At 66.8% G+C, this 16,383-nt stretch carries 15 protein-coding genes; 10 read left to right on the forward strand and 5 right to left on the reverse strand.

Going from position 1 to position 16,383, the window contains the following annotated elements:
- Window positions 1-28 precede the first annotated feature (28 nt).
- The 5 genes from mnmE (at window position 29) to K3F48_RS11525 (ending at window position 5,628) form a co-directional block, all read left to right on the forward strand.
- Entirely contained in the window at window positions 29-1,336 is a 1,308-nt protein-coding gene (mnmE, locus tag K3F48_RS11505; RefSeq protein ID WP_222575584.1) for a tRNA uridine-5-carboxymethylaminomethyl(34) synthesis GTPase MnmE, read from the forward strand.
- Between the two features lie 71 nt (window positions 1,337-1,407).
- Window positions 1,408-3,255, forward strand: a complete 1,848-nt coding sequence (gene mnmG / locus K3F48_RS11510) for a tRNA uridine-5-carboxymethylaminomethyl(34) synthesis enzyme MnmG (RefSeq protein WP_222575601.1) — start codon at window positions 1,408-1,410, stop codon at window positions 3,253-3,255.
- Complete coding sequence (rsmG, locus tag K3F48_RS11515) at window positions 3,252-3,899, forward strand: 16S rRNA (guanine(527)-N(7))-methyltransferase RsmG (RefSeq protein ID WP_222575585.1); 648 nt, start codon at window positions 3,252-3,254, stop codon at window positions 3,897-3,899. The genes mnmG and rsmG overlap by 4 nt, the downstream gene beginning before the upstream one ends.
- A gap of 1 nt (window position 3,900) precedes the next feature.
- Complete coding sequence (locus K3F48_RS11520) at window positions 3,901-4,719, forward strand: ParA family protein (RefSeq protein WP_222575586.1); 819 nt, start codon at window positions 3,901-3,903, stop codon at window positions 4,717-4,719.
- Between the two features lie 39 nt (window positions 4,720-4,758).
- Window positions 4,759-5,628, forward strand: a complete 870-nt coding sequence (locus tag K3F48_RS11525; protein WP_222575587.1) for a ParB/RepB/Spo0J family partition protein — start codon at window positions 4,759-4,761, stop codon at window positions 5,626-5,628.
- A 57-nt stretch (window positions 5,629-5,685) separates the two neighbouring features.
- Here K3F48_RS11525 and K3F48_RS11530 read toward each other — a convergent pair whose 3' ends face one another.
- Window positions 5,686-6,402, reverse strand: coding sequence for an MgtC/SapB family protein (locus K3F48_RS11530; protein ID WP_222575588.1), 717 nt, complete (start codon window positions 6,400-6,402; stop codon window positions 5,686-5,688).
- A gap of 155 nt (window positions 6,403-6,557) precedes the next feature.
- Here K3F48_RS11530 and K3F48_RS11535 point away from each other — a divergent pair, with 155 nt between their 5' ends.
- From K3F48_RS11535 to argJ, 5 genes are all read left to right on the forward strand, one after another.
- Window positions 6,558-6,992, forward strand: coding sequence for a four-helix bundle copper-binding protein (locus K3F48_RS11535; protein ID WP_222575589.1), 435 nt, complete (start codon window positions 6,558-6,560; stop codon window positions 6,990-6,992).
- 244 nt (window positions 6,993-7,236) lie between these two features.
- Window positions 7,237-7,794 carry a hypothetical protein gene (locus K3F48_RS11540; RefSeq protein WP_222575590.1) on the forward strand — a complete coding sequence of 186 codons (558 nt, stop codon included), beginning with the start codon at window positions 7,237-7,239 and terminating at the stop codon, window positions 7,792-7,794.
- Window positions 7,795-7,896: 102 nt separating this feature from the next.
- Window positions 7,897-10,839 (forward strand): bifunctional [glutamine synthetase] adenylyltransferase/[glutamine synthetase]-adenylyl-L-tyrosine phosphorylase, encoded by a 2,943-nt coding sequence (locus K3F48_RS11545; protein WP_222575591.1) that lies wholly within the window; start codon window positions 7,897-7,899, stop codon window positions 10,837-10,839.
- Between the two features lie 379 nt (window positions 10,840-11,218).
- On the forward strand, window positions 11,219-12,115 hold the full coding sequence (locus K3F48_RS11550; protein ID WP_222575592.1) for a peptidylprolyl isomerase: 897 nt from the start codon (window positions 11,219-11,221) through the stop codon (window positions 12,113-12,115).
- 120 nt (window positions 12,116-12,235) lie between these two features.
- Window positions 12,236-13,483, forward strand: a complete 1,248-nt coding sequence (gene argJ / locus K3F48_RS11555) for a bifunctional glutamate N-acetyltransferase/amino-acid acetyltransferase ArgJ (RefSeq protein ID WP_222575593.1) — start codon at window positions 12,236-12,238, stop codon at window positions 13,481-13,483.
- Window positions 13,484-13,511: 28 nt separating this feature from the next.
- Here argJ and obgE read toward each other — a convergent pair whose 3' ends face one another.
- The 4 genes from obgE to rplU all read right to left on the reverse strand — a co-directional run bounded on the left by obgE (window position 13,512) and on the right by rplU (window position 16,110).
- Window positions 13,512-14,573 (reverse strand): GTPase ObgE, encoded by a 1,062-nt coding sequence (obgE, locus tag K3F48_RS11560; RefSeq protein WP_222575594.1) that lies wholly within the window; start codon window positions 14,571-14,573, stop codon window positions 13,512-13,514.
- A gap of 10 nt (window positions 14,574-14,583) precedes the next feature.
- Window positions 14,584-15,186: a GNAT family N-acetyltransferase gene (locus K3F48_RS11565; protein WP_222575595.1), complete on the reverse strand. Its 603-nt coding sequence runs from the start codon at window positions 15,184-15,186 to the stop codon at window positions 14,584-14,586.
- Window positions 15,187-15,388: 202 nt separating this feature from the next.
- The gene (gene rpmA, locus K3F48_RS11570; RefSeq protein ID WP_222575596.1) at window positions 15,389-15,658 is read right to left on the reverse strand and encodes a 50S ribosomal protein L27; all 270 of its coding nucleotides are present in this window, start codon (window positions 15,656-15,658) and stop codon (window positions 15,389-15,391) included.
- Window positions 15,659-15,792: 134 nt separating this feature from the next.
- Complete coding sequence (gene rplU, locus K3F48_RS11575; RefSeq protein WP_222575597.1) at window positions 15,793-16,110, reverse strand: 50S ribosomal protein L21; 318 nt, start codon at window positions 16,108-16,110, stop codon at window positions 15,793-15,795.
- Window positions 16,111-16,383 lie beyond the last annotated feature (273 nt).

The raw sequence follows: 16,383 nt of genomic DNA on the forward strand, positions 1-16,383 counted from the left end.
TCGATGTCTCGGACCGGGCGGGATGCACATGTCGAGCGATACGATCTTTGCCTTGGCGACCGGCGCTGGCCGCGCCGCCATCGCCGTGATCCGCTTGTCCGGACCTTGCGTCTCGCAGATGCTGGAGGCGATCGCCGGCCTGACGCCGCAGCCGCGCTTTGCGCATTATGCAGGCTTGCGCGATCCTCGTTCCGGCGAAATTCTCGATCATGGGCTCGTCCTGTTCTTTCCCGCCGGGCGGTCGCCTACGGGCGAAGATTATGGCGAGCTCCAGATTCACGGCGGGCGCTCTGTTATTGACGGATTCTTGACCAGCCTGTCTCAGACCCCCGGCTTGCGCAGGGCGGAGCCGGGCGAATTCGCGCGGCGCAGTTTCGTCCGTGGCAAAATGGATCTGTCGCAGGTCGAGGGCATCGCCGATCTGGTCGACGCGGAAACGGCGCTTCAGCGACGCCAAGCGCTGCAGGCCCTGAGCGGCGGATTGCGACGGCGCGTCGAGGAGTGGCGCGACGCGCTCATTCGCGCCTCGGCTCTCGTCGAGGCCGAGCTGGATTTTTCCGACGAGGGCGATGTGCTCGCGCCGGCGGAGCATTTGCGGCCCTTGCTCGCGCCCCTCATGCGGGAAATGGAAGAGCTGGCGCGACAGGCGCCGGCGGCGGAGCGGCTGCGCGAGGGCTTTCTCGTCCTGCTGCTGGGTCCGCCCAATTCGGGCAAATCGACCTTGCTGAACGCGCTGGCGCAGCGCGATGTGGCGATCGTCTCGGATATTCCCGGCACCACCCGGGACATGATCGAGGTTCATCTCGATATCGGCGGGCTTCCGGTCACTCTGGTCGACACGGCGGGTCTCCGCGAGACCGCCGACGAGATCGAGCGCTTGGGCGTTTCGCGCACGCGCGCGCGGATCGGCGAGGCCGATTTGTCGCTCTGGCTTTCGGAGGGCGGCAAGGAGCCGCCGGCCGATGAGATCGCGGCGGGCGCCGGCGATTGCATTCGCATCGCGACCAAGGCGGATGTTCGCGTGCCGGTCGGGGCGGATCTTGCCATATCGGCGCGGACAGGGCTTGGAATGGAGGCGCTGATCGCCGACATTCGGCGGCGGGCCGAGCAGCGGCTCGGCGACGGATCCGGCGCTCTGCTCACACGCGAGCGCCACCGGATCCTGGTGGAGGCGGCGGCGGCCTGCCTTCGGGCGAGTCTGGAGCAGGGGAAGGCGCTGGAGATCGTAGCCGAGGATTTGCGCGGCGCCACCCGCGCGCTCGGCCGCATCGTCGGGGCGGTCGATGTGGAGGATGTGCTGGATGCGATCTTCGCGCAATTCTGCATCGGAAAGTAGATAGCTGTTTCACGTGAAACACGGCGGGACAAGGTCGTCTGTGATGCGGATAGGATTGTCGGGTGAGTCGAATGAACCGTTCGTCCTATGACGTGGTGGTGATCGGCGGCGGGCATGCGGGCTGTGAAGCCGCGGCCGCTGCCGCGCGACTCGGCGCGGTCACGGCGCTGATCACGCATTCCCACGCGACCATCGGCGCCATGTCCTGCAATCCGGCGATCGGCGGCTTGGGCAAGGGCCAGCTCGTGCGAGAGATCGACGCGCTCGACGGGCTCATGGGCCGCGTGGCTGACGCCGCCGGCATTCAGTTCCGTCTTCTCAACCGTTCCAAAGGGCCCGCCGTGCGCGGGCCGCGCGCCCAAGCGGACCGCAAGCTCTACCGTTCCGCAATGCAGGCGGCGATCGCCGCTGTGCCAGGGCTCGATATTGTCGAAGGCTCGGCGGAACGCCTCGTCATCGAGGAGGGTCGCGTCTGCGGCGTGGAGCTCGGCGGCGCCATGCTGCGCGCCAGCGCCGTCGTTCTGACCACCGGGACGTTTTTGAACGGCGTCATTCACATCGGGGAAAAGCGGATTTCCGCCGGCCGCATGGGCGAGCAGCCGTCGATCCGCCTGGCTGAAGACCTGCGCCGGATCGGCTTTGCGACGCAGCGGCTGAAGACCGGCACGCCGCCGCGCCTCGACGGCAGGACCATCGCCTGGGAAAAGCTCGAGCGGCAGGCCGGCGATGAGACGCCCGAGCCTTTCTCCTTTCTCACGACGAGGATCGTCAATCCACAGATCGACTGTCACATCACCCGCACCAACGCCGTGGCGCATCGGGTCATTCTCGACAATCTCGACCGCTCGCCGCTGCGCAGCGGCGCGATCTCCGGCCCCGGTCCGCGCTATTGCCCCTCGATCGAGGATAAGGTGACGCGCTTCAACGATCGCGAGGCCCATCAGATTTTTCTGGAGCCGGAAGGGCTCGACGATGACACCGTCTATCCCAATGGCGTCTCCACATCGCTGCCGGAAGAGGTGCAACATCTCTTCATCCGCAGCATCGAGGGGCTGGAAGAGGCGCGCATTCTGAGGCCCGGCTATGCGATCGAATATGATTTCGTCGACCCGCGCGAGCTCGGCGCCAGCCTCGCGACCAAGCGGGTCGAAGGACTGTTCTTCGCGGGTCAGATCAATGGCACCACCGGCTATGAGGAGGCGGCGGCGCAAGGCCTCGTCGCCGGTCTGAATGCGGCGGCGCGCGCCGCCGGCCGTGCGCCGATCATCTTCGATCGCGCCGAGGCCTATCTCGGCGTCATGATCGACGATCTCGTCACACGAGGCGTCAGCGAGCCCTATCGAATGTTCACCTCGCGGGCCGAATATCGTTTGTCTCTGCGCGCCGACAACGCCGATGAAAGGCTGACTGGGCGAGGCCTCGCTTTCGGTTGCGTCGGCGCCCAGCGGGCGGATGTCTTCGCCGATCGGATGTCGCGGCTCGGGCGGGCGCGTGCGATGCTGACGGAACTGACGCTCACTTCGGCGGCGGCGGCCCGGCAGGGTCTGCCGATCAATCAGGACGGTCAGCGGCGCAGCGCCTTCGCGCTGTTGTCATATCCCGGAATCGATCTCGCGCGTCTCTCCCATATCTGGCCCGAGCTCCGCTCGATCGACGCAGAGACGGCGGCGCGCGTCGAGACGGATGCGCTCTATGCGGTCTATCTCGACCGCCAGAGCGCCGATATCGACGCCTATCGCCGCGACGAGCAGCTGACCTTGCCGTCGACGCTGGATTATCGCGAGATCGGCGGCCTCTCCGCGGAACTGCGGGCGAAGCTCGCCTTTCTGCAGCCGCGCACGCTCGCCCAGGCGCAGCGGATCGAAGGCATCACGCCGGCGGCGCTGACTCTTCTCGCCGCACGGGCGCGACGCAAGTGAGCGCAGATCGGGAGTTAGCGCGCGATCGGGCTCAGGCGCTGGAGCTGGCCCCGGCGCTGCGGCCCTTTGTTCGAGAGCTCGCGCTCTATGAGGCGCTTCTGCGCAAATGGCAGAAGTCGATCAATCTCGTCGCGCCGGGCACTCTGCCGACTCTCTGGACGCGGCATTTCGCCGATTCGGCGCAAGTTCTGGAACGCTTTCCGAACGTCGAAAAATGGGCGGATCTCGGCGCCGGCGCGGGTTTTCCCGGAATGGTCCTCGCGATTTGCCTGAGGGAGCGACCCGGCGCGAAAGTTCACCTGATCGAGAGCGATCAGCGCAAGGCCTCCTTCCTGCGCGCCGTTTCACGTGAAACAGGGGCGCCGGCCGAAATTCATCTCGGACGCATCGAGACCGAGCTGCCGAAGCTCGAGGGAAGTGTCGACGCCGTCACCGCCCGCGCGCTGGCGCCCTTGTCGCAGCTGGTCGAGTGGTCGCGCGAACTCTTGTTGAAAAGCACCGTCGGCGTGTTTTTGAAAGGCGAAGATTGGGCGATCGAATTGACCGACTCGAAGGTCGCAGATAATTTCCAGGTCAGAACATTTGCGAGCCGCACCCATTCGTCCGGACGCATCATCGCCATAGCGCGGGATTTTGGAGTCTGACGTGACCGAAGTTCCTCGGCCCCGCATTTTGGTGTTGGCGAATCAAAAGGGCGGCGTCGGCAAGACGACCACCGCCATTAATCTCGGCACGGCGCTCGCCGCTGTCGGCGAGACCGTTCTGGTGATCGATCTCGATCCGCAGGGCAATGCCTCGACCGGCCTCGGCGTCGATCGCAAGGCGCGCAAGATTTCCACTTATGACGTGCTGCTCGGCGAGAGCAGCCTCGCCGAGGCGATCGTCGCGACCGCCGTTCCGCGTCTTTGCATCGCTCCTTCGACGCTCGACCTGCTCGGCGTCGAGCTGCAGATCGCCGGCGACAAGGATCGCGCCTTTCGCCTGAAGCGCGCCATCGCCGAGCTGGCGCCGGCCGAACGTCGCGAGCAGATTCCGCCTTTCACCTATGTGCTGGTGGATTGCCCGCCGTCGCTCAATCTCTTGACCATCAATGCGCTGGCCGGCGCCGATTCGGTGGTCGTGCCGCTGCAATGCGAATTCTTCGCGCTCGAAGGCCTGTCGCAGCTGCTGTCGACGGTCGATCAGGTCAAGAAGACCTTGAACCCGCGGCTGACCATCCACGGCATCGTGCTGACCATGTTCGACCCACGCAATAATCTCGCGACCCAAGTGGTCGCCGATGTGCGGCGCTTCATGGGCGATAAGGTCTATGAGACGGTGATTCCGCGCAATGTGCGTGTGTCCGAGGCGCCGTCCTATGGCAAGCCGGTGCTGCTCTATGATCTCAAATGTAGCGGCAGCCAAGCCTATCTGAAGCTCGCGACCGAAGTCATCCAGCGCGAGAAGCAGCTGCGCGCCGCCTGACGCGCGGCGTTGCCCGACCCGAAAGAGGCGACCACGAATATGGCCGAGGAAGTTCGCACGCGGCTGGGGCGGGGCCTCGCCGCCCTCATCGGAGAGGCCGGCGAGGAGACGCCGGCGGTCGAGCGGGCGCGCGGCCAGCGCAAGGTCCCGATCGAATTTCTGCGCCCCAATCCGCGCAATCCCCGCGTCGCTTTCGGCGAGGACGATCTCGCCGACCTCGCCGCCTCGATCCGCGAGAAGGGGATCATCCAGCCGATCCTCGTGCGCACCGTGCCCGGCGTCGCCGACGCCTATGAGATCATCGCCGGCGAGCGCCGCTGGCGTGCGGCCCAGCTCGCCAATCTGTCGGATGTGCCGGTGCTGGTGCATGAGGCCGACGACCGCGAGGCGCTGGAACTCGCCATCATCGAGAATGTGCAGCGCGCCGATCTCAATGCGATCGAGGAGGCGCGCGGCTATGAGCGGCTGAGCGGCGAGTTCGGCTATTCGCAGAGCGAGCTCGCCCGCATCATCGGCAAGAGCCGCTCCCATGTCGCCAACACCATCCGTCTGCTCAATCTGCCGGAGACGACGCGGCGACTCGTCAGCGATGGCGCGATCTCGGCCGGCCATGCGCGCGCGCTGCTGGCGGTCGACGACCCGGACGCGGTCGCCCGCAAGGTGGTGGCCGAGGGTCTGACGGTGCGCGACGTCGAGCAGCTGGCGCAGCGCGAAACCGGCGCCGTCGAGGCGAAGCCGCGCAAGTCGCGCATCGACAAGGACGCCGACACGATCGCGATCGAGAAGATGCTGACCGACGCTCTCGGCCTGCATGTGACCATCCAGCATCGCGGCGAGTCCGGCGAGCTTCGTATTCGCTATACGACGCTGGAGCAGCTGGATGGGCTGTGCCGTCGGCTGACCGGGTGAAAGGCGCGTCCTTCTCTCGTTCTCGGGAAAGGACGCGCGTCGAGATTTCGTCTGCATTCACTCGGTGGTCTGCGCCGTCCAGCTGGCATGCTCGACGCCGGCGATCCTGCCGAGATCGGCGGCGACGGCGTCGAGTTCCTTCGGGTCGACGCTGGTCGAGGTCAATGTCGCGACGAGCTCGACCTCTTCGTCGCCTCGTTCCAGCTCCTCGATCTCTCGCACCGGGTAATTTGCCGCTTCGAGCGTCTCGACCATGACATCGCGCAGAGCGTCGCGGCGTGTCTGGCTGACCGTGACATGCAGGCGGTAGATCGCCTCGGTCGCGCGCTCGTCGAGCGGCGCCCGCTCGATCAGATGCACGAGCGGACGCAGAAGCATATTGCCGGCGAGAGTGAAGATCGCCATCACGACAGCTTCGGCCTCGTGATCGGCGCCGGCGAAAGCTCCGGTGATCGCCGAGCACCAGATCGTCGCCGCGGTGTTGAGCCCGGTAATATTGCCGCCCTCCTTGATGATGACGCCGGCGCCGAGAAAGCCGACGCCGGAGGCGATGTAAGCGAGCACCTGGGTCGCGCCGATGGCGCCATTGAGCCGCAGGCCGAGATCGACGAAGCCCGCCGCCCCGAGCGCGACCAGCGCATTGGTGCGCAGCCCGGCCGTGCGCTGGCGATATTGCCGCTCGGCCCCGATCAGCGTGCCGAGCACAAGCGCGAAGCTCAATGAGATCAGTGTATTGAAAAGCTCAGTGGCATTGAAGCCCGTGATCGCGGCCATGATGTTGCGCCTCGCGTCGTCTGTTCGTCTGTCGCTCTCGCGTCACCGTGACATCATCGCGCGACGATTTCTCGAATCGGAGCGCGCACAGAGATTGATTCTTCTCCTCCAATGCTTAGGTTGCAAACGTCGTTTCCAAATTCAGGGGGAATTTCATGGAACGTCGTGAATTCGTGACCGCTTTCGGCGCGCTCGCCGCCGCCGCCGCCGCCTCGTCCGCTCTCGCAGCGGGAGAGGAGCATGCCCACCACATGTCCCATGGCGCCAAATACAAGGCGCTGCTCGAGTCGAGCGCGAAATGCGCGAGCTCGGGGGAAGAGTGCCTGCGCCATTGCTTCGAGATGCTGGCGATGAACGACGCCAGCATGGGCGCCTGCACCAAGGCGACCTATGACGTCGTTGCCGCCTGCAGCGCGTTGGCCAAGCTCGCCGGCACCAATTCGACCTTCACGCCGGCCTTGGCCAAGGTCGTGGCGGATGTGTGCCTCGCCTGCAAGAAGGAATGCGACAAGTTCCCGGCCATCGCCGAGTGCAAGGCCTGTGGCGACGCCTGCCAGGCCTGCGCGGACGAGTGCAGAAAGGCCGCCTGACGCGGCGAGTGCGCTGAACAAGAAGCCAGCGACTCCGATCCGATCTGAGGGGAATGGCTTCAGCGTCGAGACGCGCGCATTGCGCGTCTCGATTTCGGGGCGGCCGGCGCCTATCTCTTCTCGGGCGGAACGGCGGACGTCGGCGAACCGAGCGCCAGACCTTCAAAGACCCGGATCAGGCGCGCCCGATCGTCGTTTGTCGCATCTTCGGAACGGCTGCGGCCGTCAGTGCGGAGTGCGTCCCATGATCGATCACGCGCGAGAATTCGCGGCGCCGCCGACGCGGCTCGATTCGCTGTCTTCCTTTCTGCTTCGCCAGTGGCCTTATCTCGCCATGCTGGCGCTGGCGCTGTTCGGCGTCGCCTATACGAGCATCACGCGCCAGGGCATGACCACCTATTGGGTGCTGCTGGCGCCGATCTATGGCGCCATCAGCGTCGCCGCCGGCTGGCGCGAAGCTGCCGACGCTGACGCCAAATGGCGGCTGCTGCGAACCCAGGCCCTCCATTGGGGCGCTGTTCTGGCGGCCATGCTCCTCGTCTTCATCGGCGATGTCAGCCGCATGATGAACACGGATGCGAGCGCGCTCACGGTGCTGACGGTTCTGGCGCTGGGCTCGTTCACGGCCGGCGTTCACGCCGACGCTTGGCGCGTTTCGCTGGTCGGCGTCATTCTCGCGCTCGGCGTGCCGGCTATCGCCTGGCTCGAGGAATCCACGCTGATGATCCTGCTGGCCCTCATCGTGCTGATGGCGATCGCGGCGACGGTCTTGCTGCGCGAGCGCCGTCCGCACGAGAGCTGAAGCCGGCGGCAGGGCTTGACCCTGCTCGACCTTCCGCGCGAGCATGGCGAGGAGAGAGCGTAAAGCTCCGAATATGCCGAGGAAATCGCGCCGGGAGGACGCATGACGCCGACCAATGCGCCCGATGCGGGCGCGCTCCTCGCTCGCGCGCGCCGCGTCGTCGATCCCGTCGATCGCGCGCAGGCGCGAGCGGCGCTCGCCCGCGTGCTGGAGCGAGACGCGGACGGCGCGCTCGCCGCTGTTCTCGCGAAATGGCCGGACGCCGTCGCCCTGCTCGAGGGCGCGCTCGGCTCCTCGCCCTTCCTGACCGAGCTCGCCGCGCGCAATCCGTCCCGTCTCGCCCGCCTGCTGGCCGGCGATCCGGCGCAGGAGATGGAGCGGATCATCGAAACCATGCGGGGGGCTGCGCAGGACGAAGCCGAGCTGATGCGCGCGTTGCGTCTGGCCAAGCAGGAGGCGGCGCTGCTCATCGGCCTCGCCGACCTCTCCAAGGCCTGGACCGCGCTCGAAGCGACGGCGGCGCTCACGCGCCTCGCCGACGCCGCGCTCTCCGCCGCCGTCGTCTTCACCCTGCGGGAGGCCGCCGCGGCCGGTAAGCTGGAACTCTATGACCAGCGCGCGCCGGAGCGCGGCTGCGGCTGGATCATTCTCGCCATGGGCAAGCAGGGCGCCTATGAGCTGAACTATTCCTCCGACATCGATCTCATCGTCCTGTTCGATCGCCGCCGGGCGCGTCTTTCCCGGCCGGACGAGGATGTCGACCTCTTCGTCAAGCTGACCAAGCGCGTCGTGCGCATCGTCAGCGAGATCACGCCGGACGGCTATGTGTTCCGCACCGATCTGCGCCTGCGGCCCGATCCCGGCGCGACGCCGATCGCCATGCCGCTCGAGGCGGCCTTCTCTTATTACGAGAGCATGGGCCAGAATTGGGAGCGCGCCGCCTTCATCAAGGCGCGCGCCGCCGCCGGCGATCGGCTCGCGGGCGAGGAATTTCTCGCCGAGCTGGCGCCCTTCGTCTGGCGCAAGAATTTCGATTTCGCCGCCATCGCCGATGTGTATTCGATCAAGCGGCAGATTCACGCCTTCAAGGGGCATGGCGAGATCGCCGTGCTCGGCCATGACATCAAGCTCGGCCGCGGCGGCATTCGCGAGATCGAGTTCTTCGTCCAGACGCAGCAGCTCATCACCGGCGGCCGCAATCCGGATTTGCGCGGGCGCGCAACCCTGCCGATGCTCGACGCACTGGTCGCCGCCGGCTGGATCGAGCCCTCGGTGCGCGACGATCTTTCCAGCGCCTATCTCTTCCTGCGCGATGTCGAGCATCGCATCCAAATGGTCGCCGATCGCCAGAGCCATGCGCTGCCGAGCGATGCGCGAGAGGCGCTGCGCATCGCCCGCATGATGGGCTTCGCGACGCTCGAGGAATTTTCGGCCGCTCTGCTCGAGCGGCTGACGAGCGTGCAGGGCCATTATGCGCGCCTGTTCGAAAGCGCGCCGCAGCTCTCCTCCGATCTCGGCAATCTCGTCTTCACCGGCGGCGAGGACGATCCCGACACGCTCGAGACCTTGGCCCAGCTCGGCTTCGCGCGGCCGAAGACGGTCACCGAAACCATTCGCGGCTGGCATTTCGGCCGCTATGCCGCGACGCGCTCGACGAAAGCGCGCGAGCGCCTCACCGAGCTCACGCCGGCTTTGCTCGAGGCGCTGGCGGCGACCGACAATCCGGACCAGGCGTTCCTCGCCTTCGACCGCCTGCTCGCCGGCCTGCCGGCCGGCGTGCAGCTCTTCTCGGTGCTGGTGTCGCAGCCGCGCCTGCTCAATCTGCTGACGGCGATCCTCGGCACGGCGCCCAAGCTCGCCGCCACCATCTCGCGCCGGCCGCGCGTGCTCGACGCGCTGCTGGAGCCGGCCTTCTTCGGCCATCTGCCGGAGGCGCGGGAGCTCGACGCGGCATTGGAGCGCAGCCTCGCGCAGGCGCGTTCCTATGAGGAGACGCTGGATCGCGCCCGTATCTTCGGCCAGGAGCAGAAATTCCTCGTCGGCGTCCGCATCCTGACCGGGGCGCTGTCGGTCGGCGAAGCCGGCGTCGCCTACGCGCGCCTCGCCGAGACGCTGATCGCCGCGCTCATGGCCCGCGTCGCGGCCGAATTCGCGCGGGCGCATGGCGAGCTCGACACGGGCCGCGTCGCCGTCGTCGCGCTCGGCAAGCTCGGCGGCCGGGAGATGACGGCCGCCTCCGATCTCGATCTGATGCTGCTCTATGACGCCGATCCGCTCGCCGAGTCGAATGGCCCGCGGCCTCTCGCCGCGCCTTCCTACTATGCGCGGCTCACGCAAAGGCTCATCGCCGCTCTGTCGGCGCCCATGGCGCAGGGGCTGCTCTATGAGGTCGATTTCCGCCTGCGCCCCTCTGGCAGCAAGGGCCCGCTGGCGGTCAGCCTGCGCGCCTTCGAGGATTATCACGCCGAGGAGGCCTGGACCTGGGAGCATATGGCGCTGACGCGCGCGCGCGTCGTCGCCGGGCCGACCGACTTCGCCGAACGGGTCGAGGCGGCGATCCGCGCGGCTCTGACTGGTCCGCGCGATACGGAAAAGCTGCGCGCCGATGTGCTCGACATGCGCGAGCGGCTCGAGCGGGACAAGCCGGCCAAGAGCGCCTGGGATTTGAAGCAGGCGCCGGGAGGGCTGATCGACGTCGAGTTCATCACGCAATATCTGCTGCTGCGTCATGCGCGCGCGCATCCGGAGATTCTCACGACGACGACGGGGGTCGCGCTCGAGCGTCTCGCCCGAACGGGCTTGATCGAGCCGGGCGCGGCCGAGACGCTGACCGCCGCGGTTCGACTCTATCAGGGCCTCACGCAATCGCTGCGGCTCGCCATCGATCATGATTTCGACCCGCAGCAGGCGCCGCGCGGGCTGTTCGACCTGCTGCTGCGCGCCGGCGAAGCGCCGGACATGAAGCATTTGGAGGCGCATCTCGTGGATATGCAGAGGCGCGTGCGCGGGATTTTTTCGGAAATCGTCGGAGCGAAGCCAGCCTGACGGCTCGCGCGTCGTCAGCGGTCGACGAGACGCTTCGGGATGCAGGCGAGGACGAGAACGCCGCTGAGAGCCAGAAACGCGGCCAGCGCATCGTCTGCGGATCTTTTTTGCGCGTGCGTCTCGAAAAAGCCTCAGTGACTGGCGTATCGAGCGTGCGGCGGCGAAGCTCCCGCATTCTGCCGCACGAGGCGCGCCGCGCTTCGTTCAATCACCTACGACTCGAACGTTGCGATATCTTCAACCGCCGACTTTATAGAGCCGATCGGCGATCGTCCGCGCCGCTTTCACAAAATCCAGGTTCCACTTCTTGCGGACTTGTTCTAGTGGAACGCCGTCGCGACAGGCTCTTCGGCCTGTCGCTCTTTTGTTGGAGACCAATATGCCTCACCTCGAGACCAAGCGTCTTCGCGGCCGGGGGGCCGTCGCCGCGCTCGGCGTCAGCATTCTGCTCGTGGCCGGCGCGCTTCCGGCGCAGGCCAAGGTTCTCGCCAAAGTCAATGGCGTCGAAATCACCGAGGAGGATGTGAAGTTCGCGCTCGATGATCTCGCCTCCGGCCTGCCGCGGCAATTGGAGGGCAAGGCTCGCGAAAATTATGTTCTGGACTTTTTGATCGACGAGCAGCTCGTGGTGCAGAAGGCGCAGCGCGACAAGCTCGGCGAGACGCCCGATTTCGCCAAGAAGCTCGCTTATCTGCGCGACAAGGCGCTGATGGAATCGCTGCTCGGCAAGATCGCTCAGGACGCGGTGACCGAGGATGCGGTCAAGAAGACCTATGACGAGGCCGCCAAGAACCAGAAGCCCGAGACCGAAGTCCACGCGCATCACATTCTGGTGCCGACCGAGGACGAGGCGAAGGCCGCGCTGAAGCGCGTCAAGGCTGGCGAGGATTTTGGCAAGGTGGCGGACGAGGTCTCCAAGGACCCGGGCGCGCGGGGCGGCGATCTCGGCTGGTTCACCAAGGACCGCATGGTGACGGAATTCGCCGAAGCGGCCTACAAGCTCGAGCCGGGACAGATCTCCGACCCGGTGAAGACGCAGTTCGGCTGGCACGTCATCAAGCTCGACGAGAAGCGCCCGAAAGTCTTCCCGCCGCTCGATCAAATTCGCGACCAGGTGTCGCGTTATGTGGCGCAGAAGGCTCAGTCGGACCTGATCGTCCAGCTGCGCGAGGGCGCCAAGATCGAGCGCACCGAGCCTCCGGCCGAGGCCAAGCCCGCGCCCAAGCCGGAAGAGAAGAAGCCGGAAGAGAAAAAGCCGGCCGAAAAGAAGAAGTAACCACGATCGGCAGCGGGCGGTCGGCAGTCGGCGTTCGTCAGACGCCGGCCGCTCGACCGCTCATCCGACTGCCTATTGCCGACTGCCCATTGCCGCTTTCAACGGACGACAAGACCCGCCATGGCCAAGGCCGCTCCCGTTTCGCCGCTCGCTCCCAAGACCTATCCCGACATTCCGGCCGTCGACGGCGTTCGCTTCGCCGTCGGGCAGGCGGGCATTCGCTACGCGGACCGCACGGATGTGATGCTGGCGCTGCTCGATCCGGGCACGCAGGTCGCGGGCGTGCTCACGCAATCGAAATGCCCCTCGGCGCCGGTCGACTGGTGCCGGGCGCGGCTGGAGGGCGGCAAGGCGCGCGCGCTGCTGGTCAATTCCGGCAACGCCAACGCCTTTACCGGCAAGAGCGGCAAGGACGCCGTCAAAGTCGCCGCCAAGCTCGTCGCCGCGGCGGCGGCTGTTCCGGAGAAGCAGGTGTTCCTCGCCTCGACCGGGGTCATCGGCGAGCCGCTCGACGCCTCGAAATTCGACGGCGTGATGGACAAGCTCGCGCGCGGCGCGCGGGCGGACGCCTGGCGCGAGGCGGCCTCCGCCATCATGACCACCGACACCTATCCCAAGCTCGCGACGCGCGTCGCGCGACTGGGAGAGGTCGAGGTGCGCATCGCCGGCATCGCCAAGGGCGCCGGAATGATCGCGCCGGACATGGCGACCATGCTGTCCTTCGTGTTCACCGACGCGCCGATCGCCGCGCCGGTTCTGCAGACGCTGCTGTCGCGCTCGGTGCGCGGCTCCTTCAACAGCATCACGGTCGACAGCGACACGTCCACCTCCGACACTCTGCTGCTGTTCGCCACCGGCGCCGCGGAGAAGCGCGGCGCGCCCTGGATCGAGACCGGCGACGACCGCGCTCTCGCCGATTTCCGCCGGGCGCTCGACGAAGTCCTGCTCGATCTCGCCCATCAGGTGGTGAAGGACGGCGAAGGCGCGCGCAAATTCGTCGAGGTGAGCGTGGACGGCGCCGAGAGCGCCGCCGCGGCCAAGCGCATCGCGCTCTCCATCGCCAATTCGCCGCTGGTGAAGACGGCGATCGCCGGCGAGGACGCCAATTGGGGCCGCGTGGTGATGGCGGTCGGCAAGGCGGGGGAAGCCGCCGACCGTGACAAGCTGGCCATCTGGTTCGGCGGCGTGCGCGTCGCTCACAAGGGCCAGCGCGATCCGGACTATGACGAGGCCGAAGTTTCGGAGATCATGAAGCGCGACGAGATCACGCTGCGCGTCGACCTCGGCCTGGGCAAAGGCTCCGCGCGCGTGTGGACCTGCGATCTCACCAAGGACTATGTCGCCATCAACGGCGACTATCGCAGCTGAAAGAGAGCGAGCCCTCAGGCTTGCATCTTCACGGCGTCCAGGCGGGCGCCGGCTCGAGGGGGGCTTCGGCCCTCTCGGCCTCCTCGCGCGCCGCCGCCAGTTCGCGCAGCGCCTCGGTCACGCCCATGCTCGTGGCGGCCGAGAGCAGCAGCAGAGGGCGCTTCTCCTCGCCCTCGGGGCCCCAGCTCGCCATGGAGCGCTTCAGCCGCTCCTTCTGCTTCTTCAAATGCTCGGGATCGACGGCGTCGATCTTCGACAGCGCGACGATCTCGGTCTTCTCGTCGAGCCCCGCGCCATAGGCGGCGAGCTCGCGGCGCACGGTCTTGTAGTCGCGGCCCGCATGCTCGCCGGTCGCGTCGACGAGATGCAACAGGGCCCGGCAGCGCTCCACATGGCCGAGGAAGCGGTCGCCCAATCCGTGACCCTCATGTGCGCCCTCGATCAGCCCGGGAATGTCTGCGAGCACGAATTCGCGATCGTCGACGCGCACCACGCCGAGGCCCGGATAGAGCGTCGTGAACGGATAATCGGCGATTTTCGGCCGGGCGGCGGAGACGCTCGCCAGAAACGTCGACTTGCCCGCGTTGGGCAGGCCGATGAGGCCGGCGTCGGCGATGAGCTTCAACCGCAGCACGATGTTGCGCTCGATTCCCGGCTGGCCGGGATTGGCGCGGCGCGGAGCGCGATTGGTCGAGGTGGTGAAATGCAGATTGCCGAAGCCGCCATTGCCGCCGCGCGCGATCACCGCGGTCTGCCCGACCTCGGTCAGATCGGCGATCAGCGTCTCCTCGTCCTCCTCGAAGATCTGCGTGCCGACCGGGACCTTCAGCACCGCGTCCGCGCCCTTGGCGCCGGCGCGGTTCTTGCCCATGCCATGCGTGCCGGTCCTGGCTTTGAAATGCTGCTGATAGCGATAGTCGATCAGCGTGTTGAGGCCGTCCACGCACACCGCCACGACATCGCCGCCGCGGCCGCCGTCGCCGCCGTCCGGCCCGCCGAACTCGATGAATTTCTCGCGCCGGAACGAGACGCAGCCGGCCCCGCCGTCGCCCGAGCGCACATAGATTTTCGCCTGATCCAGAAACTTCATTCTCTCGCGCTCACGTCGATTTGAGCCGGGGTCGCCTCGTGGCGAAAGTGGTGGGGATCGCGCCGCGGCGCAACTCCAAAGTCTCGACCTCCACCTCGCCGCCGCGGGCCGGCGCCGGGAACAGGCCGCGCCCGGTGTGCACGAAGCCCAGCGTCTCATGCACGCGCAGCGATGCCGCGTTGGACGGCAGCACGAAGGAGACGATCCGCTCGATGCTGGTGAGGCCGAAGGCGAGGTCGACGAAAGCGCCGACCGCCTCGCTCATCAGCCCCTGTCCCCAATAGGGCCGGCCGAGCCAGAAGCCGAGCATCGCCGGCGCGCGCGGCGCCGAGCCGTGCAGGCCGACGACGCCGATCGCCTCGTTCGGCTGACGTTTCAGCGTCAGCGCCAGGCAGAGCCCTTCGCCACGCGCATTCTCGGCGCGTGCGGCGATGATGAACGCCTCGGCGTCCCCCTGCTCATAAGGATAAGGGATGCGGGCCGTCTTCGTCGCGACTTCGGGGTCGCCGGCGAGCCGGGAGAAGGTTGGCGCGTCGGCGGCGCGCGGCCAGCGCAGCCACAGCCTTTCGGTCTCCAGTCGGAAGATGTCGTCGCGCGCAATTTCCGGAAACATGAAACGGCTCCTCGAGGCCCAGAAAATAACGAAAGGGGAGCGGCGCCCCGCTCCCCTTATCGGCCCATTTGGGCCTTTTTCCGGATTTCCGCCACGCCCTCGAGCAAGTCCTCGAGGACTGGAGCCTGGCCGTTTGGCCGAAGGCGAGCGTCGATCCGCCGGGAGTGGAGGCCGGCGGAAGCTCGCTCTTTCGATCCTCCGCCTATTCGGCTGCCGCGGCCGCGGCCGGAGCCACGCATACATAAGCGCGGCCCCTGGTGTTCCTGAACTCGACGGTGCCGTCGATGAGCGCGAACAGCGTATGGTCCTTGCCGATGCCGACATTGCGACCCGGATGCCATTTGGTGCCGCGTTGGCGAACGATGATGTTGCCGCCGATGACGGATTCTCCGCCGAACTTCTTCACGCCGAGACGGCGGCCGTCCGAATCGCGCCCGTTGCGCGAGGAGCCGCCCGCTTTTTTGTGAGCCATTGTTTCCGCTCTCTGGTCTCTTGCCGCCGGTCGGCCGCGTCGCGGCCGGCAGCGGTGAAATCCAATCGCGTTCCGTTGGAAACGCCGTTGCGATGCTTATACAGCGTCCGCGGCGCGGACGCCATCTCCGCCGATCAGGCCCCCGCCTCGATGGCGGTGATGCGAACCAGGGTCAGGTCCTGCCGGTGCCCGCGCTTGCGCTTCGAGTTCTGGCGGCGGCGCTTCTTGAAGGAGATCGTCTTGGGGCTGCGCGCCTGCTCGGCGATCTCGGCGGTCACGCTCGCGCCGGCGACGCGCGGCGCGCCGATCTTGGCGGTTCCGTCGGCGTCGACGAACAGAACCTCGTCGAACACCACCTTGTCGCCCGCGACGCCATCCAGCGCCATGACGGTGATCGTATCTCCGGCGGCCACGCTATATTGCTTGCCGCCGGTTCTGATGACTGCGAACATCTCGTTTGTCCTGTGTTCGTCCCGGCTCGGGCGGAGGACCGCCGGCCGGCTTCTTTGCAGTTGAACCGGTTTGGGAGCCTCGGTCTTCGCCGCTCGCGCGGACAAAAGAAAAACGCGGCGAAGCCGCCGCGCCGAAGCAACCTCAGCGCTTATAGGCGCTCGTTCTGCTTGTCAATGGCGTCATGGGCTCGCGCAGGGCTTCGAATCCAGGTTAACAAATTCCGTGCAACCGCGTCATGCCCGCGCTTGTCGCGGGCATCCACGCCGTGACAT

The sequence above is a fragment of the Methylosinus sp. Sm6 genome (assembly GCF_019802345.1).
Taxonomy (GTDB): domain Bacteria; phylum Pseudomonadota; class Alphaproteobacteria; order Rhizobiales; family Beijerinckiaceae; genus Methylosinus.